The following is a 23,796-nucleotide window of genomic DNA, read 5'->3' on the forward strand; positions in this document are numbered from 1 at the left end:
ATGTCGTACTGACGTGGTTTGCAGGAGCCGGGCGGAGCTCCACTCGTCCTACGGGTGGGCGTCGTCCGTTCCGCCGAGGCGTCCGGTCAGCATTCCCGCGAGGGCCGCCGTGGTGCCGTAGGTCCACAGCAGCGTGGGCGACAGCTTCATCCCGAAGGCCATTTCGAGGCGGTTGCGCAGCTCCAGGCTCATCAGTGAGTCCAACCCAAGTGACTTGAAAGGAGCTTCACGGTCGATGGAGCCCGCCTCGAGCCGCAGTACACGGCCCGCGAGTTCACGGATCTTGCCCTCGACGAGGACGGGCCGCTCCGTGTCGGAGGAGCCGCGCAGCCGGCCGAGGAACTCCTCGGCGCCGCCGCCCGCACCGCTGGCGCCGTCCTTGGCGAGCTCGGCGATGACACGCCAGCTGGGCTGTGCGGCCGTCTCCGGGTACGCGTCGAACCAGTGCCGGGCGTCCAGCGGGACGTACGACACGACCTGCCCCGGGGCGTCCAGGAGGTGGAACAGCGCCTGCCAGCCCTCGGCGGCCGTGAAGCCGGTCATGCCGTGGTCGGCGAGGCGTTCGCCGCGGATCGCCTCGTCGGCGGCGAGGCCGATGTCGGCGAACGGGCCCCATTGGACGGCGAGCGCGGGCCTGCCGCGGTGCCGTCGGGCCTGGGCGAGGGCGTCCATGTAGACGTTGCCGGCCGCGTAGCCCGCCTGTCCGGGGTTGCCGACGAGGCCGGCGACCGAGGAGAAGAGGACGAACAGGTCGAGCGGATCGTCCTCGGTGAGGGCGTCCAGGTGCCGGGCGCCGTCCACCTTGGGGGCGAGGACCTTGTCGAGCCGGGCGCCCGTGAGGTTGGCGAGGACCGCGTCGTCGAGGACACCGGCGGCGTGGAACACGCCTCGCAGCGGGGGCAGTTCGGCCCGTACGCGGGTGAGGACGGCGGCGAGGCCGTCCCGGTCGGCGACGTCCACCGGGAAGGTGGTGACGGTGGCGCCGCGCTCCCGCAGCGCCCCGATCCGGGCCAGGGCCGTGTCGCCGGGTGCGGAGCGCCCGAGGAGCACGAGGCTGCGGGCGCCGTGGTCCACGAGGTGTTCGGCCAGGGAGAGGCCGAGCGCGCCGAGACCGCCGCTGAGGAGGTAGCTCGCGTCGGGGCGCAGCCGCCCCTCGGGGAGCGGTTCCGGTACGACGGCGGTGACCCCGCCGGGCTCGGTGAGGACCAGTTTGCCGGTGTGCTCGCCGCGCGCCATGGTGCGGAGCACCTCGGCGGCCCGGTCGAAGGCGTACGGGGTGACGGGCAGCGGCGGCAGGGTGCCGTCGGTGACCTTCTGCCACACGGCGTCCAGGAGCTTCGCGAAGCGCTCCGGGCGGCGGGTGATGAGCCCCGCGACGTCGACGGCGGCGAAGCTGATGCCCTTGGCGAAGTCGCGGAGGCCGATGGTGCGGGAGGCGTAGATGTCCCGCTTGCCGACCTCGACGAACCGGCCGTCCTCGGCGAGCGCGGCGAGACCGAGGTCGATGGCGGCGCCGGAGAGGGAGTTGAGGACGACGTCCACGCCCCGGCCGCCGGTGACCCAGGCGACGTCCTCGGCCCAGGACAGGTCCCGGGAGTCGAAGACGTGGTCGATGCCGAGGGCGCGCAGTCCGGCCCGCTTGGACTCGGTGCCGGCGGTGGCGATGACGGTGGCGCCGAGCGCCTTCGCGACGCCGACCGCGGCGAGCCCGAGGCCGCCGGCCGCCGAGTGGATCAGTACGGTCTCGCCGGACTCCAGCCGGGCCTGCTCGGCGAGCGCGTACCAGGCGGTGGCGGTGACGAGGGGCAGTCCCGCCGCCTCGGCGTCGGTCAGGGTCTCGGGGACGGGCCTGACGTGCCCGGCGGGCACGGTCAGGTGGGAGGCGACGGCGCCGAAGCCGCAGGCGACGACCCGGTCGCCGACGGCGAGGCCGGTGACGCCGGGGCCGACGGCGGCGACCGTGCCGGCGCACTCGCCGCCGATGAGGCCCGCTCCGGCGGAGGTGTCGGGGTAGGTGCCCATCGCCTTCATCACGTCGATGAAGTTGAGGGCGGCGGCGGTGACCTCGACCTCGACCTGTCCGGCGGCGGGCGCCGTCCTGGCGTGCGGGCGGAAGGCGAGGCCCTCCCAGAGTCCGGTGCCGTCGGGGCTCAGCCGGAACGGCTGGGCGGGACCGGCCCAGGGCGCGGTGACGGTGCCCTCGGTGTCTCCGGTCTCCTCGCCGCGCACGACCCGGCCGACGTGGCGGTCGGTGCCGCGCAGGACGACCTGGTCCTCCGCGTCGGCGACGAGCAGCTGCCGTGCGGCGGTCTCGGCCCAGTCGTCGGCGGTGGTGCGGACGTCGAGGAGGGTGGCGGCGAGCTCGGGGTGCTCGCGGCGCAGGACGCGGCCGAAGCCCCAGTAGAGGGCGGCGCCCGGGTCGGGTGCCGTGTCCTCCGGTACGGACTGGGCGCCGTCGGTGACGACGAACGTCCGGGGCGGCACGGGCAGTGCCGTGACGGCCTTGACCGTGGCGGCGAGGGTGAGCAGGCCGGCGCGCTGGGCGTCGAGGCCCCGGTCGGCGCCGGGCGCGAGGAAGACGAGGCCGGTGGCGCGGTCGCTCTCGCGGAGCGCGGCGGCGAGGGTGTCGGCTTCGGCTCCGTCGGCCTTCAGGACGTCGATGCTGGCGCCCGCGGCGGTGAGCGCGGCGGCGAGCCGGGCTCCCTGCCCCGAGGCGTCGCAGACGACCCAGTGGCCGGGGACGCGGTCGGCGGCGCCGGGGGCTTCGGGGGCCTCCTCGGCGGGCCGGAACGCGAAGCGGTGCAGGCGCGCCGGGTCGACGCCCTCGGCGGTGGCCGTGTCGATGGTCTGGAAGGCGAGGCCGGCCATCCGCAGCAGCGGCCGGGCGTCCTCGTCGTAGCAGACCAGGTCGAAGGTGTCGTCGTCGTTGCGGACGGCGTGCGCCAGGAGCGCGGAGACGTGGGCCTCGCGCGGCAGGGCGTAGTCGACGCGCCGGACGGCGGTGGGGACGACGGTGGCGTCGCCGGGCAGCAGGGCCAGGGTGACCTGGAGCGCCGCGTCCCACAGGGCGGGGTGCAGCTCGCCCGGGCGGACCCCGGCGAGGCAGCGGTCCGGCAGCCGTACCTCGGCGAGCGCCTCGCGTTCGGCGACGCTCAGCGTGCGCAGGCCCTGGAACGCGGGACCGTAGTTGAGGCCCCGCTCGCCGCAGGACGCGTAGAAGGCGTCCGGTGCGACGTCCCGGGCGTCCGCCGGGGTGACGGGGAAGGCGGGCAGGTCGGGGGCGGTGTCGCCGCCGACGCGGGCGGTGGCGTGCCGGGTCCAGCCGTCGGACCCGGAGGCGAGCGAGCTGAGGGTGAAGCCCGCCGACGCGGCCCCGTCCTCGCGCCAGACGGCGCCGATGCGGACCGGCTCGTCGGTGAGGGTGAGGTCGCTGCGGAACCGGACGGAGTGCAGGGCGCCGGGGTTCTCGCCGGTACGGGCCCGGGCGGCGGCGACGGCGAGCGCCAGCATGGCGGCGCCGGGCAGCACGACGGCGTCGTACACCTGGTGGTCGCGCAGCCACGGCAGGTCGTTCAGGGACAGCTCGGTGCGGCCCTCGTGGACGTCCTGCTCGGTGGTGGCCGGTGAGAACTCGAAGGCGAGGCCGCCGGGTCCCGCGGTACGGCGCACGGCGTCCGGCAGCCAGAAGCGGGAGCGCTGCCAGGGGTAGGCGGGCACGGGGGCGCCCGCCCGGGCGGGCAGCCCGCCGAAGGGCGCGAGGCCCTGGACGTACGCGCGGGCGAGCGCCTGCGTGAAGTCGCCGAGGGAGCCCTCCTGGCGGCGCAGGCTGCCGAGGACGGCCACCGGCTCCTGCCGGGTGGCGGCCAGCTGCTCCACGGCCGGGGAGAGCACCGGGTGGGGGCTGATCTCGACGACGTGGGTGACGCCGGCGTCGAGGAGCTTGCCCATGGCGTCCGCGAAGAGCACGGGCTGCCGCAGGTTCGACGCCCAGTAGGCGGGGTCGAGGGAGTCGCCGTCGAGCTCGCGGCCGACGACGGTCGACATCAGGGGGACGGCGCCGCGCCGGGGGCGGATCGGCGCGAGTGCCTCGATCAGCTCGTCGGTGAGCTCATCCATGTGGTGGCAGTGCGAGGCGTAGTCCACGTTGACCAGGCGGCAGAAGGTGCCGTCGGCCTCCAGGAGTTCGCGGAGCATGAGGACGGAGTCGGTGTCGCCGGACAGCACGCAGGACGAGGGTCCGTTGTTGACGGCGAGCGAGACGGTGTCCTCGAAGCCGTCGAGCGCCTTGAGGGCGCCCTCGACGTCGAGGTCGACGGCGAGCATCCGGCCGCGGCCCGCGGTGCGCTTGGCGAGCGCGCTGCGCAGGGCGATGATGCGCGCCCCGTCCTCGTACGAGAGGTGGCCCGCGATGGTGGCGGCGGTCACCTCGCCCTGGCTGTGTCCGACGACGACGTCGGGCTCGACGCCGGCGGCCCGCCACAGCGCGGCGATGCCGATGGACATGGCCCAGAGGGTGGGCTGCACCTGGTCGTTGTGCTGGAGCCACTCGTCGCCGGCGGCGCCGGAGAGGACGGCCTCCAGGTCCCAGGCGATGTACGGGCGCAGGGCCTCGGCGCAGCGCCGTACGGTCTCGGCGAAGACCGGCGACCGCCGGTACAGGTCCTGGCCCATGCCGGCCCACTGGGAGCCCTGGCCGGGCAGGACGAAGGCGACCTTGCCGCGCTCCTTGGCGCGCCCGGTGAAGGTACCGGGCAGCTCGGCCTCCGGCTGCTCGGTGAACGCCCGGAGCCGGTCGAGGAGTTCGCTCGCGTCCTCGGCGACGACGGCCGTGCGGGCGGCGAAGTGGTCGCGCTCCCGGCCGAGGGTCGCGGCGAGGCGGACGACCTCGGCGGCCGCGCCGGGCGCGGCCGGGTCCTCGGGCAGGGCGTCGAGGAGGTCGGCGGCCCGCTGCCGCAGGGCCGCGTCGCTGTGTCCGGTGAGCGGCAGGAGCAGCGGGCCGGGGTCGGCGGGCTCCGGCTCGTGGGCGGCGGGCTCCGGGGGCGTGCGGAGGACGACGTGGGCATTGGTGCCGCCCCAGCCGAAGGAGTTGACGCCCGCGAACCAGGTGCCGTCGGCGGGGAGTTCGGCGGCCTCGTTGGCGACCGCGAGGTTCAGCTCGCCGAAGGGGATGTTCGGGTTGAGCTCCTCGGCGTGGAGGGTGCGCGGGATCGTCCGGTGCTTGAGGGCGAGGACGGTCTTGACGATGCCGGCGAGCCCGGCCGCCGCTTCCAGGTGGCCGATGTTCGACTTGGCGGAGCCGATGAGGAGGGGGCCTGCCTCGGCGCCGCGGGCGGTGCCGAGCGCGGTGCCGAGGGCCTCGGCCTCGATCGGGTCGCCGCGCAGGGTGCCGGTGCCGTGCGCCTCGACGTAGCGGAGGCGGTCGGGGTGGACGCCCGCGTCGGCGTAGACCCGGCGGAGCAGTTCGGTCTGGGCCTCGACGTTCGGGGAGACGAGGCTGTGGCCGCCGCCGTCGTTGTTGACGGCGCTGTTCACGATGACGCCGTGGATCCGGTCGCCGTCCGCGAGGGCGGTGTCGAGCCGCTTGAGGTAGAGGCTGATGGCGCCCTCGCCGCGGACGAAGCCGTTGGCCTGGGCGGAGAACGCCCGGCAGTGGCCGTCCGGCGAGAGGCCGCCGAAGTGGGTGAGGCCGATGGAGTTGTCGGGCATCAGGATCAGGTTGACGCCGCCGACGAGGGCGCCTTCGAGGTCGCCGGAGCGCAGGGCGGCGACGGCGAGGTCCAGGGCGACGAGGCCGGAGGAGCAGCCCGTCTGGACGACGAGGCTGGGGCCGCTCAGGCCGAGGAAGTACGAGAGGCGGGCGGCGACGATGTCGAGGCCGTTGCCGACGGCGCTGTGCTGGGTCGTCCGGACCCCGCGCTCCTTGCGGGCCAGCTCGTAGTCGTGCCAGAGGGCGCCGACGTAGACGCCGGTGCGGGTGCCGCGGACCCGGGAGGCGGGGATGCCCGCGTCCTCCAGGGTCTGCCAGCCGACCTCCAGCATGAGGCGCTGCTGCGGGTCGAGCTCCTCGGCCTCGCGCGGGGAGATGCCGAAGAACCCGGGGTCGAACTGGTCGACGTCGTCGACGAGTCCGGCGATGCCGGGGATCTTCTTGACGGGGTCGAGCTGGGCGGAGGTGTCCCAGCGCTCGGGCGGTACGGGGCGTACCGCCTCCTCCCCCGCCAGCAGGAGCTGCCAGTAGCGGTCGACGTCGGGGGCGCCGGGGAACCGGCCGGCCATGCCGACGATCGCGATGTCCCGCGCGGGGTCGACGTTCCCGTCGCCGTTCCCGGCGCTGTTCTGTGGCAGGTCGGTCACGTCAGTCACGGCTCGCCTCCTGGAGGATCGGGCTCGCGGACGCGGCGGCGGGCGCCGGGGCGTTCCGGGCGGCGGCGAGGTCGACGGGGTCGATGTCGTGCCGGGCGTTGATGACCTTGTTGAAGATCCGGTACTTGCCGGGGAGCGAGTTGAGCAGCCGGAAGCGGAGGCGGCGGAGCCGGATGCCGCGCGGGTCGCCGATGGCGAGGAGGCGCTCCTGCATCCGCTGGAAGCCGGTGACGTGGATCTTGTGGGCGCGGCGCTTGGCGACGAAGTCGGCGAGCTCGGCCTTGGTGACGACCCGGTCCTGACCGCCCTTGGCGAGCGACGCGGCGATCACCGGGACGATGGTGATGGCGTCCTGCATCGCGAGGTTGACGCCCTGGCCGAGGATGGGGGTCGCGGTGTGCGAGGCGTCGCCGATGAGCAGCAGGCCGTCGCGGGCCCACTCCTCCAGCTCGGCGGTGAAGATCTCCAGGAAGCCGGTGTCGTCCCAGGTGTGCAGGTGCTCGTCGACGAGCGGGGCGAGCTGCGGGGAGATCGCCATGATGCCGCGCTTGAAGGACTCGAAGCCGGCGGCCCGCAGGTCGCCGAGACCGCGCTTGGGCAGGTTGTGCCCGATGCGCAGGGAGTCGGGGAAGGTCGGCAGGACCACCAGGTGGCGGTCGCCCTCGATGACGAGCTGGGCCTCGCTGCCCCACTCGGGCGGGCGGGGCACGAGGAAGGAGAGGAAGTCGCGGGCCATCGGCTGGACGTCGGCGACGAGACCGGACGCCTTGCGGACCTTGGAGAAGCGGCCGTCGGCGCCGATCACGATGCGGGAGCGGACGGAGACCTTCTCGCCGCGCCGGGTCAGGACGGCGCCGCGGACGGTGCCGGCCTCCTCGATGAGGGTGGCGAAGGACCAGCCGGAGAGGTAGGTGTGGCCGGGCAGTTCGGCGGTGTGCCGGTTGAAGATGCGGATCAGCGCGGGCTGCGGGATGTCGATGGGCAGCGGCAGGCCGTCGAACTTGGAGTAGTCGACGCGCAGCACGGGGCGCTGCTCGGCGATCGTGGTGACGGCGGTGGTCTCCAGGAAGCCGTGCTCGCGCAGGGCCGGGCCGAAGCCCAGCTGGTTGAGCGAGGCCACCGACGGCGCGGCGATCGTCTCGCCGCGGAAGCTGCGCTCCAGGCTGGTCTGCTTCTCCACGAGGACGGTACGGATGCCTCGGCGGGCCAGCAGGCAGGCGAGCAGGGAGCCGGCCGGGCCTCCTCCGACGATCAGTACGTCGGTCTCGTCCGGTATTCCGGCGGAGCTGTCCCGGCGGTCGGATTCGGTCATGCCAACTCCCAGTTGTCCAGGCGGTTCTTGATGCCCGCGAGGATTTCGGCGGCCATCGCGCCGTCGAGCACGCGGTGGTCGAAGACGAGCGAGAGGGTGAAGACGGGGGCGACGGCGACGGCGCCGTCGCGCACCACGGGGGCGTCGGCGATGTGGCCGACGCCCAGGCCGAGCGTTCCGGTGATGAGCGGCAGGATCGCGCCGACCTGCTCGTGGCCGATGGAGGTCACGGCGAAGGTGCCCTGGAGGGCGGCCCGGCGGACCGGGTTGCGCATCATCGTCCGGTAGACGGCGCGGAAGGCCGGCAGGGGCAGGCGCTGGAGCCGCTTGATGTTCGCGAAGGGGCCCTGGTCGTCGACGTCGGCCGTCTTGTAGTGGTCGATGCCGGACTGGACGGCGGTCACGTCGAGGGCCTGGACGTCCCGCACGATGCCGGAGACGACGCACCGCTGGCCGTCGACGGTCTTGTCGAAGAGGACCTTGGCGTGGACCTCGGGCGAGGTGGTCAGCTTCGGCGAGCGGCCGCCGAGGAGGACGGCGCGGGCGTCCGGGTAGTCGGCGAGGACGTCGGCGGTGGCCTTGACGACGTAGCTGACGTAGCTGACCGGGGTGGCGGCGCGGGTCCGGGCGGCGCGCAGCGCGGTGGCGTCGACCTCGGTCATCAGATAGACGTGCGAGGTGCGCCGGGCGTCTTCGAGGAAGACGTACGTCTGCTTGCGGGCGGCGGGGAGCGGCGAGGTGACGGCGCTCATGCCCGGGCTCCGGCGGCGGCCCGGGTGTCGGCGACGAGGGACGCCAGGTCGGCGAGGGTCTCGGCGGCGGTGAACCGGTCGTAGTCGAGCGGGGCGCCGAGTTCGCGCTCCAGGTAGACGAGGATCCGCAGTTCGTTGACCGAGTCCCAGCCCTCGACGGACTGGAGCGGGGCATCGAGGGCGAGGGTGTCCTCGTCGACGTCGAGCAGCTGCGCGACGGCCTCGACGACGGTCGCCACGGCGGCGTCCAGCTGGTCGGAGGTCGTGTCGTCGGTGTTCGCCTCAGGGGGCATGGAACTTCCCTTCGCCGGTGCCGACCGCCACCCAGTCGGGCAGTTCGGCGAGTTGAGTGAGGTCGTGGCGGAAGTCGCCGTCCTGCCCGGTGAATCCGAGGGCGGGGTAGAAGTCCGCGAAGCGGCCGTTCTTGGCCGTGGGCACGTGCCGGCCGCGGACGCCGGGGGCCCCGGCGTCGCGTGCGGCGCGGAGCACCAGGCCGACGACGGTCTGCTCGATGGAGCGGGAGAAGACCCGGCAGGACAGGACGAAGTTCTCGATCGTCCAGTCGCCGTCGGTCTCCGGTACGAGGGCCAGGGCGCCGACGAGTCCGTTGTCGCCGAAGGCGTCGGTGGCGCGGACGCCGAAGAAGGCGGCCCGGCCGGTCTCGACGCGCCGGGCGACGTCGTCGGCGCCGTAGCGGATGCCGGTCAGGTTGAACTGGTTGGTCTTGCCGAAGAGCTGGGTGATGCGGCCGCCGTTGAGCGTCCCGTACTCCTCGACGGTGATCTCGGTGGCCAGTTCGCGGAGGTAGTCCTCGACGCTGACGGCGGTCTGCCGCAGCTCGTCGCGCTGGGCGCGGGCCCGGTAGAGGGAGCCGCGGACGCGGTCCTCTTCGGTGAGGGCGAACTGGTTGAACAGGCCGGCGCGGGCGACGGCGGAGGCGTACCCCGCCGGGTCGTCCGGCAGGGCGACGACCGCGACCTCGGGGCGCTGGGCCTCCATGAGGCCGCGTTCGGCCGGGTTGTCGTCGACGAACACCATCGCGTCGCTGCCGATGTTGAGTTCGGCGGCGAGCGACGCGATGTTGCCGGGCTTCGGGTCCCAGTTGGCGCGGAAGGCCGAGAAGTCGTCCGGGCCGAGGACCATGTCGGGGTGGGTGGCCACGGCCTCCCGCGCGACGGCGTCGTCGTTCTTCGAGCAGACCGTGAGCAGGACGCCCTGTCGGGACAGGTCCTTGGCGAGGGACTGGAGTTCGGCGTGGGCGGAGCCCGGGAAGGAGCCGCCGATCTTCAGGGCGGGGATCCCGTCGTCGCCGACGACGCCGCCCCACAGGGTGTGGTCGAGGTCGAGGACGAGGCACTTCCTGGCGCGGCCGAGGCGGGCCAGGACGACCCGGGCGACCTCGTGGGCGTACGCGTCGAGGAACTCCTCGCTCCAGGCGTGGCCCGCGATGTGCCGCATCCGGTCGGTGGCGGCGAGCGAGCCCGCGCGCTCCGCGATGCCGTCCGTGGCGAGCACCACGACGTTGGCCCGGCCGGCGAGGTCGAGGATGCCGGCGTTCATCCGGTGCCAGGCCGCTTCGACGCGGGCCTTGGTGGCGTAGTCGACGTACCGGTCGCGGCGCAGCGCCGACAGCGGCAGCGTGTTGAGTACGGCGACGCCGCCGGGCGCGCCCTCGAAGGCCGTCAGCCAGGCGTCGAGCTCGGCGGGGAGCGCGGCGCACCGGGCCTCCACCTCGGCGGCGTCCAGCGGGTCGGCGACCTTCTCGAAGACGGCGGTGTCGTCGAGGAGGCAGGCGGTGACGGCGGGGGCGGGCTCCTTGAGGTTGGGGGCGCCGGAGAGGATCTCGAACCGCCACTGGTTGAAGCCGGTGGTGGCGGTCTCGGGCTGGACGCCCTCGGCGAGGAGCGCGGCGGTCAGCAGGTGGGGCAGCGCGTCCACGGTGGCGCTCGCCAGCAGCCCGAGGGCCACGGGCGTGTACCGGCCGGTGGAGGCGAGCGCGGCCCGGACGGCCTTGCCGCCGAGGAGCAGTCCGGCGGCCTCGCGGTCGAGGGCGTCGTCGAGGGAGCGGAGGAGCCCGGGGACCCGGTCGGCGGAGTCCGCGATGCCGGCGCGCTTGAGGGCGCGGAGTGCGGTGAGGGCGTCGCCGGACATCACCGGGCTCCGTTCTGGTGGCGCAGGGCGAGGCCCGAGGTGATCCACTTCGAGGACTCGACGTTGGCGACGAGGAGCCGTCCTTCGACGCCGAGGCCGGAGCGGATGCGCCGCATCGCCCGGTTGAGCTGGATGAAGGGGACGGCGTTGCCGTTGTTGCCGGTGTCGGCGACGCAGTTGACGGCCTGCTCGGGGCGGACGCCGAGGCGCTTGCGGATGGAGTCCGTCATCACGCCGTTGAGCTGCGGGAGGAGGACGTGCTCGACCTCGTCGAGCTGCCAGCCGGTCTCGGCGGTGAGCTCCTTGAAGATGGACTCGGCGTGCTCGGGCACGTGGTGCTCGATCGCCTTGTAGTCCTCCTCGCCCCAGGACTCGCGGTGCGGTCCTTCGGGCCCGTCGAGGAGCGGGGCGCCCTCGACGCCGAACCAGCGGGCGATCTGCGCGGGCTTGCGCCCCATGCCGGTGGTCCGCAGGAAGAGGTGCTCGACGAGGAGGCCGGGGCCGTCCGGGTCGGCGTCGACGACGGCCGCGCCGGCGCCGTCGCCGAAGAGCGCGAAGTTGATGAGCTCGGCCGGCGACATGGCCTCGATCTGCCCGCTGGAGGGGAAGAAGTTGAGGCAGGTGTCGGCGCCGATGACGAGGCCGCGGCGGAGTCCGGAGGCGAGGAGCGCCCGGGCCGTGTAGAGGCCGGTGAGGGCTCCGGCGCAGCCCGACATGAGCTGGAAGGTGGGGACGTCGTTGAGCCCGATGCGGTCGGCGACCAGGTTGACGGTGGCCGGCATCAGGTGGTCGGGGGACGCGGTCGTCAGGACGAGGAAGTCGAGGGACGCGACGTCCACGTCGGCGTCCGCGAGGGCCGCGGTGGCCGCGGCGACGGCGAGGTCGCCGGTGCTCTTGGGTACGGAGGGTGGGGAGTCGGCCGCGCAGAAGTAGCGGGTCCGGTTCCCCGTCATCATGTCCAGCCACTTCTCGTGCAGGCCGAACCGCTCGGCCATGTCCCGATTGGTGACGGGATCGCCCGGCAGCACTTCGCTGAATCCGGTGAGCCTCATGCCGTCGCTCCAGTCAATGTGGTGTTGACCAGGTCGAGCAGCGCGCGCGGCGTCTCCGCCGAGGCCACCCCGTCCCGGTCCAGTTCGACGCCGTACTCGCGTTGGATACGGCCGGTGGTCTGGAGCAGCGCCAGCGAGTCGTACCCCAGATCCTGGAAGACGACGTCGAGGCTGCCGGTGTCGAGGACTCCCGGCGACTCCCGGTCCTGGAACTCGAGAAGGATCTCGCCCAGCTCCCGCAGGGTGAGTTGTGCCATCGTCAATTACCCCTTCACCACGGCAGATTCATCCGCTCCGGCGCGTCGGGGGCGGGGCAGCGGGCTTGTGGCCGGCTGCCCCGACCCGGGCGCCTGCGGTGTGAAACCCCCTCGGATCCCGAGGAGGCCCCACCGGCTCCACCACCTTGGCGGGGGTGACTCGATGGCCCCTTGAGTGCAGGTAGATCCAGGTCAGGCGGGCCTGGACCGCTTGATGGCGGCCAGGATCTGGCGGTTGAGCGCGGTACTGGCCCGGGTGTCGGGCCGGCCGGAGCGGCGGGTGTCCTGGAGGGCGACGGCGGCGACGTGACCTCCGGGAACGGGGCAGGTGGCGAACCGCCAGGTGTGGTCCTCGACGAGGGTGCCGTCGGCGCGTTCGAGCCGCGCACGCCCCGCCACGGCCCCTTCGCCGGCCCCCTGACCGGCCCCGTGACCGGCCCACTGGCCGGACCCTGCGCCGGGCCCCTCCCCGCCTTCCATGCGGAAGCCGAACTCGGTGAAGGGGAAGCGCAGTCCCTGCCCGAGCGCCTTGCTGTAGGCCTCCTTCAGCGTCCAGAGGCCGAGGAGCTGCCCGTTGCGCTCCGCCTCGGGGGCGCGGGCGATCCTCCGGCGTTCCGGTTCGGTGCACATCAGCCGTTCGACGTCCTGGCCGCTGAGCCGGCGGGTGGCCGGTTCGGTGTCGATGCCGACGACGCCGAGGGAGGTGATGCCGCAGAGGAGCAGGTCGGCGGTGTGGCTGAGGCTCACGTCGATCTGGTCGTAGCCGCGGAGGTGGACCCGGCCGTTGAGCCCGTACCGCAGCTCCAGGGAGTACGGTTCCGTGCCCAGGGCGACGGCTGCGGTGTGCCGGATGAGCATGCGGGTGGCGAAGAATCGTTCCCTCAGGTGGGTGCCGGCGAGCTTGCTGTACCGCTCCCAGTCCCGGCCGAGGAGCTCCCTGCGCTCCTCCTCCGGCGGCAGCTGGGTGCGCCACTCGCCGAGCGAGGCGTGCACCATGCCGAAGCCGGTGCCCTCCAGGTCGCGCAGCAGGTTCCCCCAGGGCCCGGCCGGACCGCCGACGCGGCTCGGCGCGGGCGGGAAGTCGCGGTCGACGACGGCCGTGCTCGTCCCCCGTGTGCTCATCCCGCGAGTCCGGTACGGAACAGGTCGAGGCTCTGCGGTACGCGCACCCGCGCCAGGACCTCCTCGCAGAGGCGGGTCTCGATCTCGCGGGGCAGCGGCGGTACGGACCGCCCGACCCGGCGCAGCAGCCGGTGCAGGGCGAGGACGAGCCAGGTGGGTTCGTCGAGGAACTCGTCGGGGCCGACGCCGGCGTTGAGCCAGACCCCGACACAGGCGGAGGCGGCGAGCAGCAGCGCGTACCGCTCGCTGAGGGGGAAGGTCCGCGTGTCGAAGAGCAGCCCGTCCTCGTCGCCGGCGAGCCCGGCGGCCTCGCGCCGGATCTCGGCGGCCTCCGCGCACAGGCCGGCCACGAGACCGGTGAGCAGCTCGCCGTGCGGGTGGCCGGTGAGCGCGTCGGGCAACCGGCGGGCGGCGTGCCCGAGGTAGTCGAGGAGCCCGTCGCCGCCGCCGAAGCCGGAGAGCCGCTCGCCGTCGAGCGGTGGCAGCGGCGCCTCCAGGCGGAACAGCTCGGCGGGGGTCGCGGCGGCCTCCGGGTCGACGACCGCGAGCGCCGGCAGGTAGGGGGCGATCACGGACTGGCAGATGGCGCTGCTGACGTGCCCGAAGGTGATGGTGGACAGGTCGCGCAGCTGCTTGCGGAAGACGGCGTCGTGCCCGCTCTCCGCGTGGAAGGCGTCGCCCATCACCGCCGACAGGTCGTAGAGCGCCTCGCCGACGATCTTCGGGACGATGTACTTGGTGACCGCGGCCAGCACGTCGCACTGCTCGGGCAGCAGATGGGTGGAGCGGCCCGCCGTCAGGGACAGGCAGTCCGCGATCAGCAGGTCCGCGAACGTACCGGCGAGCGCGGAGCGCGCCGAGGCGTCGCCCACCACGCCCTGGGTGCCGAGGTCGCGCTCCTGGGCGGCGCGCACGGCGGCCCTCAGCGCGGTGTCGGCGAGGCCGATGGCCATGGAGGGGAAGGCCGCGTGCACGGCCGGGTAGGCGCGCAGGCTGAGCGCCACCCCGTCGCCCCAGGTGCCGACGAGGGACTCGCCGGGCAGCGGGCAGTTCACGAACTCGAGACCGGCGGCCTGGAGTCCGCGGACCCCGGTCGTACGGTGCCGGGGCAGCGCGCGGACGTGCGCGGGCGGTACGGACGCCGGGTCGAACATCAGGATCGAGTAGTCGGTGGCGCCGTCCCCGGTCGAGACGAAGCCGACGATCAGCTCGGCGTTGTGGGCGTTGTTGATGGCACCCTTGCGGCCGTTCAGCCGCAGCATGCCGTCCTCGGCCCAGGCGGCGGTGAACTCCTGGGCGTGGAACTCGCTCTCGTGCTCGAAGCGCTGGCAGGCCACGCCCACCGTGCCGCCGCGCAGGATGACGTTGGCCATCCGGGAACGCTGGCGCGCGTCGCCGTTCAGCCACACCATCTGCGCGCCCAGGAACGGCGTGAAGCCGTGGCTGAAGGCGAGGGCCGGGTCGCGGCGGAAGAACGGCCGCATGAGCAGGCCGAGGAGGTCGACGCCGGCCATCCGGCCGCCGAGTTCCACCGGCACCGTCTCGGCCGGCATGCCGAGGCTCTGGAACCGCCGTACGCCGATGACGGAGCTCTCCCCCGCGTCGTCGGCGGCGAGGACGGCGGCGAGGCCGACGGGGTTGTCGGGGCTCCACGGGTCGCCGAGACCGTCTTCGATCTCGGCCACCCGGGCGCGGGTGCGCGTCAGCCGGTCGGGCTGCCACTGCGGATCGGCGCCTAGCGCGGCGGCGATCAGTTCATCGGGTTCGTACATGGTCACCCCAGGGCGTCAGAGGGGGCATCAAAGGACAATCCCTCGCACCCTGTCGACAGACGCTGGAGACAGCCTTGACCGGGAGTCGACCCGGACGAGGTCAGCGCGCCGGCGAACCCGCTCGGCGTACCCCGTCGACCAGCCAGCGATGCACGGACCCGCCGCGCGGTGACGTCCCCCCGGTCGGACCGAAGGCATGGAACACGGAGCTCTCCAGGGTCAGTTTGAGCAGGGCCAGGTCCTGCGGCGCGGTGAGCGGGTCGTCGGGGGCGTGGCCGACCCACACCGTCCCGCGGATCTCGTACAGCTGCTCCGGGAGGAGCGCCAGTCCGCCCATGAGGTACGGGAGTTGCTCGCCGCCCGCCGCCCCGGTGGCGTCCACCAGCGCGTCGACCGTCACCGGCGGAAGGGCCAGCATCCGGTCGGGCTCCTCGAAGAGCCGGGAGACCGGGGCGCCGACGAGATGGACGGAGGCGATCCGGCGGTCGGTCGCGGCGGCGGCCAGCGCGGGGCGTCCGCCGAGGTCGAAGCCGATGACGCGGGTCCGCCGGGTGTCCGTGGTGCGGACGTGGCGGTCGATCAGCCGGGAGACGGAGGCCGCGGTGCACTCGGCGCACGGCACGGGCCGGGGCAGGTGCAGGGCGACCACCGCGTGGCCGTGGGCCACGAGCCGGCCGAGGAGCCGGGCGCACTCCGGGCCGCCGCCCAGCGCCCCGCCGACGACGACCACGAGCGGGCGTGCGGGATCGAGTCCACCGCTCCACCAGACCGGGTCCCGACCGCTCGCGGGCACCGCCCCCCGACGGGCGTCGCGCAGAGCCATCCCTCACTCCTCTCGGCGGCCACGGCCTGTCCTGAAGGTGTCCGGCGGCTCACGGCAGGACGACCCCTGAGGGGCATGCTGACACCGCCCGCTCGAATCTCGTCGGAGCCCTCGGTCACTCCCGCTGAAGCGGCGCCGATTCGCCGCCGTTCCACCGGCGTTCGAGCGGGACGTGAGCGGCCGGGACGACGCTCCGGGGACGGCGGCGGCCCGAGGGACCCCCCGGCCCCGGCCGCCGCCCACGAACGGAGGACGAGCGGTGGACGGAGTACCGAACCGCGCCCTGGGACACCTCGTACGGGTGGCCCTGGGCTGCTACCGGGCCCTGGTGGCCTTCGGATCGTGCTGGCTGCCGCTCCCCGAGGACCAGGTGCGGCGGATCGTGTACGGGGAGGTCGAGGAACCCGGCCCGGAGGCCGCGGGAACCACGCCCCCGGACGCCACCACGCCCGCACCCGGACCCGGGCCCGCACCCCTGCCCGCACCCGGACCGGCGTCCTGGCCCGCCCGCAGGCCCGCCCGCTGGACCTCGCCCGTGCCCGCGTCCCGGACGCCCGGCCCGCCGCCCGGACACCCGGAGCGGCTCCGCTTCGACGTGCCGCTCAGCGAGCTCGAGGCCCGGCTGGCCCGGGAGTTGCGGGGCGTGTGACGCGACCACCCCGGCGGACCCGGCCTCGCCCGCGCCCCGGTCAGGCGCTGCGCCGGGCCTCCATGGCGGAGCGCCGCTCGGCCGCCGACGGCTCGGGGCAGCACTCCGCCGCTCCGGGATCCTCCGTCAGGAGGGCTAAACCGTCCTTCACGGCGGCCGCGTCGGCCGGGACGGCGACGAGGAGCCGGAAGGTGGCGCCCTCGGGGTCCACGCCGCTGCGCAGCCGGCCGCCCACGGCGGCGGCCCGCGCCGCCAGGTTGGTCAGTCCGGTGCCGGTGCTGTCGGAGGCGACGAGGCCCCGCTGCCCCACCCCGTCGTTGACGATCTCCAGCCGGATGAATCCCTTCCGCTCGGGATCCACGCTGGTCGTGATGGTGCAGGTACGGGGCTGGCTGTGGCGCAGGACGTTGGTGACGCCCTCCCGCAGCACGGTCGCCAGGATCGTGTTCGCGATCGACGAGAGCCCGGTGCAGTCCACCTCGATCTCGGACCTGATGCCGGCCGCCTTCAGCACCGAGCCGGCGGACTCGGCCTCGACGAGGAGGGACATGTCCCGGTAGCCGCGCGCCACTTCGCGGACGTCGGCCAGGGCCTGCCGGGAGATGACGAGGACCTCGGTGACCTCCTCGCAGGCGCGCTGCGGGTTGCTGATGATCAGCCGCTGGATCAGCTCGTTCTTCAGCGTGATGGACGAGAGGCTGTAGCCGAGCAGGTCGTGCAGGTCCCGGGCGAACCGGAGCCGCTCCCTGGCGACGGCCATGCGGGCGAGCTCTCCGCGCGAGTCGTGGATGGCGGTGGCCAGCATCGCGAGCCGGGCCATCGAGTACAGGACCAGGCCGGTGAGGGCGGTCGAGACGCCCATGTAGGCGATGTCGACGGGGCGCAGCTGCTCGGTCGCCGAGATCGCCATCACGCCGGCCACGGTGAGCCCGTAGAGCACCCAGCCCAGGACCGGCGACAGCCGGAGGAGGAACGATCCGGCAAGGAAGCCGGCCATGCCTCCCCAGTGCCATCCGAAGAGGGCGAACGGCACGAAGGTGACCAGCGCCTGGAGGATCAGGGACCACGGGTGCAGCCGCTGCCTGAGGCGCGTGAGGTGCGGTGCGAAGTGCACGTACTGGAGGGCCGCGAGCACCGGCGGAATGGTGAGACACGCGGTCAGCTCCGACCTCCCCGGCTCGGCTTCGAGGACGTTGACGGCCTGCATCAGCAAGTAGCCGAGGAATACCACCGCGACCAGGACGTTGGCGATGCCCGGCGCGGGTGCGGCTGAACTGATGGCCGACAACTCCCTTTTGCCGCCGGACCGTTCCGTGACACCCGGCCGAAGCGAGGTGAGTCTGAGGCGAGAGGTGCCTTGTGCTGTCATCGGATCCAGCCCCCTGTCGGCCCCTCCCCCGGGGCCACCCATGGCCGGATCATAACCACACGGATCCGGTCCATGTCGCTCTGTGGCCGGATTATGGTCGCCCGCCTGCCCGTATAGCGGACTGATCGACCGACTGGGGCTTTTATCCCCGTGGTGAAAATCTCATGCCAGTGAGGGTGAAGTGATCACTTGTGGAGAAGTCGCGAAGTTTCGTCTACTCCTATCGAGCCTCACGGCCTCACCAACCGCTGACATCACGGGAGTTGCCATGAACAAGTCTGTCATCACGGCCCTGGAGATCGGCTCGATCGAGCAGGAGCTGGCCTTCGCCGAGCTCATGCTCCACACCTTCGTGGACCCGGCCTTCGCCGCCCGCTACGCCAGCGACCCGGACGCCGTGCTGAAGGAGTCCGGCATCGCCCTCGACGAGGGCGTCAGCGCCCCGGCCATCCCGGCCACCACCGGGCTCGGCGCCGTCGTGGAGGAGTACGCCGCGATAAACCCCGACGGCACCACCCTGCTGACGCTCTGCATCCGCGCGCTGCCCGCCGCCGCCCTGGCGCCGCTGTCCCCGGCCGGCCACTGAATCCGTACGTCCGACACGTAGGGGGAGGGGCACACGCATGCGCATGGGGTTCAAGGAACATCTGCGGGCCGAGGTCGTGCCCGGCGAAGCGACGTACGTCATCTCCGAACGGGGCATCACCGCCTTCGACGACGCGCGGGTCGCGGTCGTCGCACCGCTCCTCGACGGCACCAGGGACTTCCGGTCCCTCGTCGCCGACGCCTCTCCCCACTGCTCGCCCCGGGACGTCGCCCTGGCGATCGGCCGTCTCAACGAGGCCGATCTCCTGAACCGCGACCCGGCGCCGGCGACCCCCACGGCGGCGGCCGCCGCCGCGTACTGGGAACTGGCGGGCGCTCCCGGCCCGTTATCCCTCTCGACCGTACGGGTCCGGGCGGTCGGCGGCGCCGACGCCCGGTCCGCCGAGCAGGCCTGCACCGCGTCGGGCCTGCTGGTGCGGGACAGCGGCGACGACCCCTCCGCCGCCCCCGCCGAGCTCACCCTGGTCGTCTGCGACAACTACCTCGACCCCGAGCTCGCCGAGGTCGACGCGGAACAGCGCGCCGCGGGCACGCCCTGGCTGCTCGCGAAGCCGCACGGCACCACCCCCTGGATCGGGCCGCTGTTCCGGCCCGACGAAGGCCCCTGCTGGCACTGCCTGTCCCACCGGCTCTCGGGCCACCGGGGCGCCGAGACGCATCTGCGCCGCGCCCTGGGCCGCCCGGTCGCGCATCCGCCGGCCGAGACGCCCGCGAGCCTCCTCCTCGGCAACCAGCTCGCCGTCGCGGAGTGCGTCAAGTGGCTGGGCGGGCACCGCCACCCCGGCCAGGACGGCGTCCTCACCTTCGACACCTTCAGCCTCACGACCCGGGTGCACCCGCTGCGGGCCCGCGCGCAGTGCGCCGGGTGCGGCGACCCCGGCCTGGTCGCGCGGCAGGTCCTCGCCCCCGTCACCGTGCGCTCCCGCCCCAAGGCCGACCTCACCGGCTCGGGCCACCGCTCCGCCACCGCCGAACAGACCCTCCGGCGGTACGAGCACCTCATCAGCCCCATCACCGGCGTCGTCAAGGCCGTGCAGCGCGACACCCGCGGCCCCGCCGGGCTCAACTCCTTCCGCGCCGGCCACAACCACGCCCGGGGACCGCGCGGCCTGACCGGCCCCGCCTCCGAGCTGCGCAGCGAGAGCGGCGGCAAGGGCATGACCGAGCTCGACGCCCGGGTCGGCGCCCTGTGCGAGTCCCTGGAGCGGCACTCCGGGATGCACGAGGGCGACGAGCCGACCGTACGGGCGAGCTGGCGCGAGGTCGCGGACCGGGCCGTCCACCCCGCCGACTGCCAGCTGTACGACCCCCGCCAGGGCATGGAGCCCTTCGACGACGACGCGCCCGTCGACTGGACCCCGGTCTGGTCGCTGACCCGCGGCGAGCACCGGCTGCTGCCCACCGCGCTGCTCTACTTCGACGCCCCGCGCACCCCGGGCCTCGGCCACGTCCGGGCCGACTCCAACGGCAACGCCGCCGGCAGCAGCCCGGAGGACGCGATCGTCCAGGGTTTCCTGGAACTGGTCGAGCGGGACGCGGTCGCCCTCTGGTGGTACAACCGCACCCGGCACGCAGCCGTCGACCTCGACGCCTTCGACGAGCCCTGGATCGGCCGGATGCGGGAGCTGCACGCCTCGCTCGGCCGCGAGGTGTGGGTCCTCGACGTGACCGCCGACTTCGGGATCCCGACCTTCGCCGCCGTCACCCGGCGCACCGACAAGCCCGCCGAGGACATGCTCTTCGGCTTCGGCGCGCACTTCGACCCGAAGGTCGCGCTGTGCCGCGCGCTCGCCGAGGCCAACCAGATGATGCCGGCCGTCGCCGAGGTCCGGGCCGACGGCACGGGATACGGCTGCCGGGACGAGCGGCTGCTGCGCTGGTGGCGGACGGCCACCGCGGCGGCCCACCCCTACCTGCTGCCGGATCCGGAGGCCCCGCTGCGCGGCCCCGCGGACTTCGCGTACACGCCGCGCACCGACCTCCGCGACGACATCGCCGCGATCGGGGCGGCGGTGCGCGAACGCGGCCTGGAGCTCCTCGTCCTCGACCAGACCCGCCCCGACGTCGGGCTGCCGGTGGTCAAGGTGATCGTGCCGGGCATGCGCCACTTCTGGGACCGCTTCGCCCCCGGGCGTCTCTTCGACGTGCCGGTGAGCCTCGGCAGGCTGGCCGCGCCGACCGCGTACGAGGAACTCAACCCGGTCCCGCTGTTCCTCTGACCTCCCCTTGACCTGCGCTTGACTCCCCTCTGACGCCCCTCTGACCTCCCGCTTACTCGCGTCCGAGAGGGCTACTCCCCAGTACTTCCTGAAGATCTCGTGAACGCACGACGACGACGGAGGCGGCTGTTCCACGGCCGCCTCCGTCGTCGTACGATTTCGGCCTCCCCACCCCGCGCGGGGATCGAAAATAGCCAGTACGCTCCATCCGCGCCGTGCGAGTACGCACGGAGTCGACGGAGTCCGCGGGGGTGGAACGAAGCTTGATCAGAATCCTGATCGCCGAAGACATGCGCATGCTGCGCCGTGCTCTGGTGGAACTGATTTCCCTGGAGCCCGACATCGAGGTGGTCGCCGAACTGGAGACCGGCACCGAGATCGTGCCGCGCGTCGAGGAGTTGCAGCCCGACGTGGCCGTCCTCGACATCGAGCTGCCCGGTGTCGACGGCATCGCGGCGGCCGAGGCCCTGCACCGGCGGGGGGCCGGGGCCAAGGTGCTGATCCTCACCAGCCTGGGCAGGCCCGGCAATCTGCGCCGGGCGCTCGACGCGCAGGTGTGCGGCTTCCTCCTGAAGGACGCGGAGCCCGGCCGGCTCGCCGAGGCGATCCGCGCCATCGCCAAGGGCGAGCGCGTCTTCGACCCGCAGCTGATGCTCGCCGCGCTGGGGGCCGCCGAGTCCCCGCTGACGCCGCGCGAGGCGGACGTCCTGCGGCTCGCGGCCGAGGGCGACGACGTCGACGAGATCGCCGGCGCGCTCTACCTCTCGGCCGGCACCGTCCGGAACTACCTCACCGCCGTCGTCTACAAGCTCGGCGCGCGCAACCGGGTGGACGCCATCCGGATCGCGCAGACCTCCGGCTGGCTGTGAGCCCCTCGCCGGGGCCGTGAGCTCCTTGCCGGGGCTGCGAGCTCCTCGCCGGGGCCGTGAGCCGGGACGGTGAGCTCCTCGCCGGGACCGTGAGCCCCTCGCCGGGGTGAGCCCGGACCGTGAATTCGTCATGGTGTGGCCGGGCACGGTTCATCCTTGGCCTGTTTCCGTCTCACTGGTCCACCGGCACGCGCGCGTGCGACGGTGGAGCCCACGACCAGGAGGAGGCACCGATGAGGATCGACATGCTGGGCCCGTTCTCCGCTGCCATCGCCGGCGTGCCGATCACCCCGAGCGCGCGCAAGCCCCGCCGGATCCTGGCGCTGCTCGCCCTCCACGCCGGCCAGGCCGTCCCGGTCTCCGCCGTCGTCGACGAGGTGTGGGGGGCGGCCGCCGCCCCCAAGGCGCACATCACGGTCCAGACGTACGTGCTCCAGCTCCGCAACTTCATCGGCCAGGCCCTCAAGGACCCGCGCGCCGCCCGGGACGTCCTCGTGACCCGCCCCGGCAGCTACGCACTCCTGGTCGGCGAGGGCACGGTGGACGTCCACACCTACGACCGGCTGTGCGCCCAGGGGCAGTCGGCCTTCGAGACCGGCGACGACGCGGCCGCGGCCGCCCTGTTCCGGGAGGCCCTCGCCCTGTGGAAGGGGCGCGCGCTCGACGGCGTCCAGGACGGTCCCGCCCTCGGCCTCGAAGCGATGAGGCTGGAGCAGAGCCGTAGCGACGTACTGGAGCGGTGTCTGACCGCCGAGGTGCGGCTCGGCGCCGGGGAGCGGCTGCTGCCCGAGCTGTCCGCCCTCGTCGAGGAGCACCCGCACCACGAGGCGCTGCACGGCCTGTTGATGACCGCGCTCGCGCGCTCCGGCCGCGTCGCCGGCGCGCTCACCGTGTACGAGACGGTCGCGGCCCGCCTCGACGAGCGCTTCGGGCTGCTTCCCTCGCCCGACCTCCGGCGCCTCGGACAGGAGCTGCGGGAGCGGGCCGGGCAGGCCTCCCACCACGCCTGACGTCCGGACTCCAGCGTCCCCCTAACGAGGCTGGACCGCCTGGGGGTCCCCTGGTCGCAAGAGCGTGCGCGAAGGTGCGCACGGCGCGGCCGGAGGGGGAACCCATGCGTGTCCTGTTCACCGCGCGGCACTCCGTCTCGCACCTGCTCGCGATGACGGCCGCCGCGCAGGCCTGCGCGGCCGCGGGCCACGAGGTCCGCACGGCCGGGCCGCCCGGCGCCCCGCTCTCCGCCGCGCTGCGCGGCACGTCGCCGCCCGGCCCCGGCTGGCACCCCGACCTGGTGGTGTCGGCGGAGGACGGCGACGCGACGGCCGGGGTGCTCCCCGGTGCGCGGGTCGTACGGTGGACGCCGCTCGACCACCGGAGCGCCGACGGGCCGGCGCCGGTCCGCATCGACCCCTGCCCGCCCGGGCTGCGCGACGGCGCCGACGCGGGTGCCGGGTCGGACGCGCTTTCCGTACGTCAACCCACCTGCCACGCCGGGCAGTTGCCGTACGCGCTGCGCGATCCGCACCATCTGCTGCGGGTGTGTCTGCGCCCCGGCCCGCCCGGTTCCCCGCGGAGCTGGTCGCCCGAGCGGCTGCAGCTCGTCGCCCGGGCCGCGCTCGGCCTGGACGTCGAGCTGATCGTCCTGGTGCCCGCCGCCGAGCGGGCCCGCATGGGCGGCACGCTCGGGCCCCAGGTCCGGTTCGCGGAACCGGAGTTGCTCGGCCCGGTCCTGGCCACCTGCGTGGCCGTCGCCCATGAGGGCGGCCCCGACGTGACCCTGGAGGCCGCCGCCCACGGCGTCACGCAACTGGTGATCTCCGACGCCCGTCCGGCGGGCGACCGGCTGGACCGGATCGGCGCCGGGCGGCGGCTCGTCGCCGCCGAGGAGCCCGGGGAGACCGGGAGTCCGCTGCGGCTGCGCCGCCATCTCGCCGACCTCCTCTACGGGGGCCGGGCCCTGGCGACCGCCCAGCGGCTGCGCTCCGCGATCGCCGCCCTGCCCTCGCCCGAGGCCTTCGCCGGCCGCCTTGAGGACCTCGCCGCCCTGCCGGACAGGCCCTAGAAGGCGTCCGGCCCCACCCCGTACACCTGCCGTCCGGCCGGGCCCCGTACACCTGGGCCCAGGTCCGCCTCACCCACCGTCCGTCCGCCCGAGGGGCCCGCCCCTCCCCCGCAGGAGGCCACCGCCATGAGCGCATCGACCCCGTTCCCGCTTCCGCCGCACCCGGCGGACTCCACCGCCACGCCGGTCCGCCCCCTGCGGATCCTGAACGGCAACCCCACGCCGGAGGAGGTCGCCGCCGTGACCGCCGCCCTGCTCGCGACGCTGCACCGCGAGCCGCCCCGCCCGCAGAGCACCGGGTCCGACCGCGCGGCGCGCTGGAGCAGGTCGCACACCTCGCAGGCGGCGGGCTCCTGGCGCTCGGTGCCCCGGGGCCGCTGACGGATCGGGCGACCGGTCCCCCGGAGCGACCGGCCCC

At 74.0% G+C, this 23,796-nt stretch carries 18 protein-coding genes; 7 read left to right on the forward strand and 11 right to left on the reverse strand.

The window, feature by feature from the left end; genetic code table 11:
• Positions 1–48: 48 nt before the first annotated feature.
• The 10 genes from ACFC0G_RS19255 to ACFC0G_RS19300 form a co-directional block, all read right to left on the reverse strand.
• Positions 49–6,363 (reverse strand): SDR family NAD(P)-dependent oxidoreductase, encoded by a 6,315-nt coding sequence (locus ACFC0G_RS19255; RefSeq protein ID WP_376404689.1) that lies wholly within the window; start codon positions 6,361–6,363, stop codon positions 49–51.
• Positions 6,356–7,675, reverse strand: coding sequence for an FAD-dependent oxidoreductase (locus ACFC0G_RS19260; protein WP_376404691.1), 1,320 nt, complete (start codon positions 7,673–7,675; stop codon positions 6,356–6,358). Before ACFC0G_RS19260 ends, ACFC0G_RS19255 begins: the two co-directional genes overlap by 8 nt.
• Positions 7,672–8,427 (reverse strand): 2-oxo acid dehydrogenase subunit E2, encoded by a 756-nt coding sequence (locus ACFC0G_RS19265; RefSeq protein ID WP_376404693.1) that lies wholly within the window; start codon positions 8,425–8,427, stop codon positions 7,672–7,674. Before ACFC0G_RS19265 ends, ACFC0G_RS19260 begins: the two co-directional genes overlap by 4 nt.
• Entirely contained in the window at positions 8,424–8,720 is a 297-nt protein-coding gene (locus tag ACFC0G_RS19270) for an acyl carrier protein (RefSeq protein ID WP_376404695.1), read from the reverse strand. The genes ACFC0G_RS19265 and ACFC0G_RS19270 overlap by 4 nt, the downstream gene beginning before the upstream one ends.
• Positions 8,710–10,578 carry an HAD-IIIC family phosphatase gene (locus tag ACFC0G_RS19275; protein ID WP_376404697.1) on the reverse strand — a complete coding sequence of 623 codons (1,869 nt, stop codon included), beginning with the start codon at positions 10,576–10,578 and terminating at the stop codon, positions 8,710–8,712. The genes ACFC0G_RS19270 and ACFC0G_RS19275 overlap by 11 nt, the downstream gene beginning before the upstream one ends.
• Positions 10,578–11,630 (reverse strand): 3-oxoacyl-ACP synthase III family protein, encoded by a 1,053-nt coding sequence (locus tag ACFC0G_RS19280; RefSeq protein WP_376404699.1) that lies wholly within the window; start codon positions 11,628–11,630, stop codon positions 10,578–10,580. Before ACFC0G_RS19280 ends, ACFC0G_RS19275 begins: the two co-directional genes overlap by 1 nt.
• A complete protein-coding gene (locus tag ACFC0G_RS19285) occupies positions 11,627–11,887 on the reverse strand; it encodes an acyl carrier protein (RefSeq protein ID WP_024758534.1) in 261 nt (86 codons plus the stop codon). The genes ACFC0G_RS19280 and ACFC0G_RS19285 overlap by 4 nt, the downstream gene beginning before the upstream one ends.
• 192 nt (positions 11,888–12,079) lie before the next feature.
• Entirely contained in the window at positions 12,080–13,009 is a 930-nt protein-coding gene (locus tag ACFC0G_RS19290; protein ID WP_376404702.1) for a 4'-phosphopantetheinyl transferase family protein, read from the reverse strand.
• Positions 13,006–14,781: an acyl-CoA dehydrogenase gene (locus tag ACFC0G_RS19295; RefSeq protein WP_376404704.1), complete on the reverse strand. Its 1,776-nt coding sequence runs from the start codon at positions 14,779–14,781 to the stop codon at positions 13,006–13,008. Before ACFC0G_RS19295 ends, ACFC0G_RS19290 begins: the two co-directional genes overlap by 4 nt.
• 100 nt (positions 14,782–14,881) lie before the next feature.
• The gene (locus tag ACFC0G_RS19300) at positions 14,882–15,604 is read right to left on the reverse strand and encodes an alpha/beta fold hydrolase (protein ID WP_376404706.1); all 723 of its coding nucleotides are present in this window, start codon (positions 15,602–15,604) and stop codon (positions 14,882–14,884) included.
• 259 nt (positions 15,605–15,863) lie between these two features.
• Here ACFC0G_RS19300 and ACFC0G_RS19305 point away from each other — a divergent pair, with 259 nt between their 5' ends.
• Complete coding sequence (locus tag ACFC0G_RS19305) at positions 15,864–16,253, forward strand: DUF6059 family protein (RefSeq protein WP_376404708.1); 390 nt, start codon at positions 15,864–15,866, stop codon at positions 16,251–16,253.
• 40 nt (positions 16,254–16,293) lie between these two features.
• On the opposite strand, the gene ACFC0G_RS19310 is transcribed toward ACFC0G_RS19305, so the two are convergent.
• Complete coding sequence (locus tag ACFC0G_RS19310; protein ID WP_376404710.1) at positions 16,294–17,541, reverse strand: histidine kinase; 1,248 nt, start codon at positions 17,539–17,541, stop codon at positions 16,294–16,296.
• A 349-nt stretch (positions 17,542–17,890) separates the two neighbouring features.
• Between ACFC0G_RS19310 and ACFC0G_RS19315 the strand changes: the two genes are divergently transcribed.
• The 6 genes from ACFC0G_RS19315 to ACFC0G_RS19340 all read left to right on the forward strand — a co-directional run bounded on the left by ACFC0G_RS19315 (position 17,891) and on the right by ACFC0G_RS19340 (position 23,759).
• Positions 17,891–18,208, forward strand: a complete 318-nt coding sequence (locus ACFC0G_RS19315; RefSeq protein ID WP_376404712.1) for a hypothetical protein — start codon at positions 17,891–17,893, stop codon at positions 18,206–18,208.
• Positions 18,209–18,245: 37 nt separating this feature from the next.
• Entirely contained in the window at positions 18,246–20,447 is a 2,202-nt protein-coding gene (locus ACFC0G_RS19320; RefSeq protein WP_376404714.1) for a TOMM precursor leader peptide-binding protein, read from the forward strand.
• Positions 20,448–20,710: 263 nt separating this feature from the next.
• Positions 20,711–21,316, forward strand: a complete 606-nt coding sequence (locus ACFC0G_RS19325; RefSeq protein ID WP_376404716.1) for a DNA-binding response regulator — start codon at positions 20,711–20,713, stop codon at positions 21,314–21,316.
• Positions 21,317–21,549: 233 nt separating this feature from the next.
• Positions 21,550–22,326, forward strand: a complete 777-nt coding sequence (locus ACFC0G_RS19330) for a BTAD domain-containing putative transcriptional regulator (protein WP_376404718.1) — start codon at positions 21,550–21,552, stop codon at positions 22,324–22,326.
• 104 nt (positions 22,327–22,430) lie between these two features.
• Positions 22,431–23,378, forward strand: coding sequence for a nucleotide disphospho-sugar-binding domain-containing protein (locus ACFC0G_RS19335; protein WP_376404720.1), 948 nt, complete (start codon positions 22,431–22,433; stop codon positions 23,376–23,378).
• A 126-nt stretch (positions 23,379–23,504) separates the two neighbouring features.
• The gene (locus ACFC0G_RS19340) at positions 23,505–23,759 is read left to right on the forward strand and encodes an acyl-CoA carboxylase epsilon subunit (RefSeq protein WP_376404722.1); all 255 of its coding nucleotides are present in this window, start codon (positions 23,505–23,507) and stop codon (positions 23,757–23,759) included.
• Positions 23,760–23,796: the final 37 nt, after the last annotated feature.

The organism is Streptomyces sp. NPDC056169 (assembly GCF_042268445.1).
Lineage (GTDB): Bacteria > Actinomycetota > Actinomycetes > Streptomycetales > Streptomycetaceae > Streptomyces.

Bases quoted from the DNA above. Each gene is read 5' to 3' on its own strand.
- ACFC0G_RS19260 (WP_376404691.1), bottom strand. From the start codon at position 7,675: ATGACCGAATCCGACCGCCGGGACAGCTCCGCCGGAATACCGGACGAG.
- ACFC0G_RS19265 (WP_376404693.1), bottom strand. From the start codon at position 8,427: ATGAGCGCCGTCACCTCGCCGCTCCCCGCCGCCCGCAAGCAGACGTAC.
- ACFC0G_RS19270 (WP_376404695.1), bottom strand. From the start codon at position 8,720: ATGCCCCCTGAGGCGAACACCGACGACACGACCTCCGACCAGCTGGAC.
- ACFC0G_RS19275 (WP_376404697.1), bottom strand. From the start codon at position 10,578: ATGTCCGGCGACGCCCTCACCGCACTCCGCGCCCTCAAGCGCGCCGGC.
- ACFC0G_RS19280 (WP_376404699.1), bottom strand. From the start codon at position 11,630: ATGAGGCTCACCGGATTCAGCGAAGTGCTGCCGGGCGATCCCGTCACC.
- ACFC0G_RS19285 (WP_024758534.1), bottom strand. From the start codon at position 11,887: ATGGCACAACTCACCCTGCGGGAGCTGGGCGAGATCCTTCTCGAGTTC.
- ACFC0G_RS19290 (WP_376404702.1), bottom strand. From the start codon at position 13,009: ATGAGCACACGGGGGACGAGCACGGCCGTCGTCGACCGCGACTTCCCG.
- ACFC0G_RS19295 (WP_376404704.1), bottom strand. From the start codon at position 14,781: ATGTACGAACCCGATGAACTGATCGCCGCCGCGCTAGGCGCCGATCCG.
- ACFC0G_RS19300 (WP_376404706.1), bottom strand. From the start codon at position 15,604: ATGGCTCTGCGCGACGCCCGTCGGGGGGCGGTGCCCGCGAGCGGTCGG.
- ACFC0G_RS19315 (WP_376404712.1), top strand. From the start codon at position 17,891: ATGAACAAGTCTGTCATCACGGCCCTGGAGATCGGCTCGATCGAGCAG.
- ACFC0G_RS19320 (WP_376404714.1), top strand. From the start codon at position 18,246: ATGCGCATGGGGTTCAAGGAACATCTGCGGGCCGAGGTCGTGCCCGGC.
- ACFC0G_RS19330 (WP_376404718.1), top strand. From the start codon at position 21,550: ATGAGGATCGACATGCTGGGCCCGTTCTCCGCTGCCATCGCCGGCGTG.
- ACFC0G_RS19335 (WP_376404720.1), top strand. From the start codon at position 22,431: ATGCGTGTCCTGTTCACCGCGCGGCACTCCGTCTCGCACCTGCTCGCG.
- ACFC0G_RS19340 (WP_376404722.1), top strand. From the start codon at position 23,505: ATGAGCGCATCGACCCCGTTCCCGCTTCCGCCGCACCCGGCGGACTCC.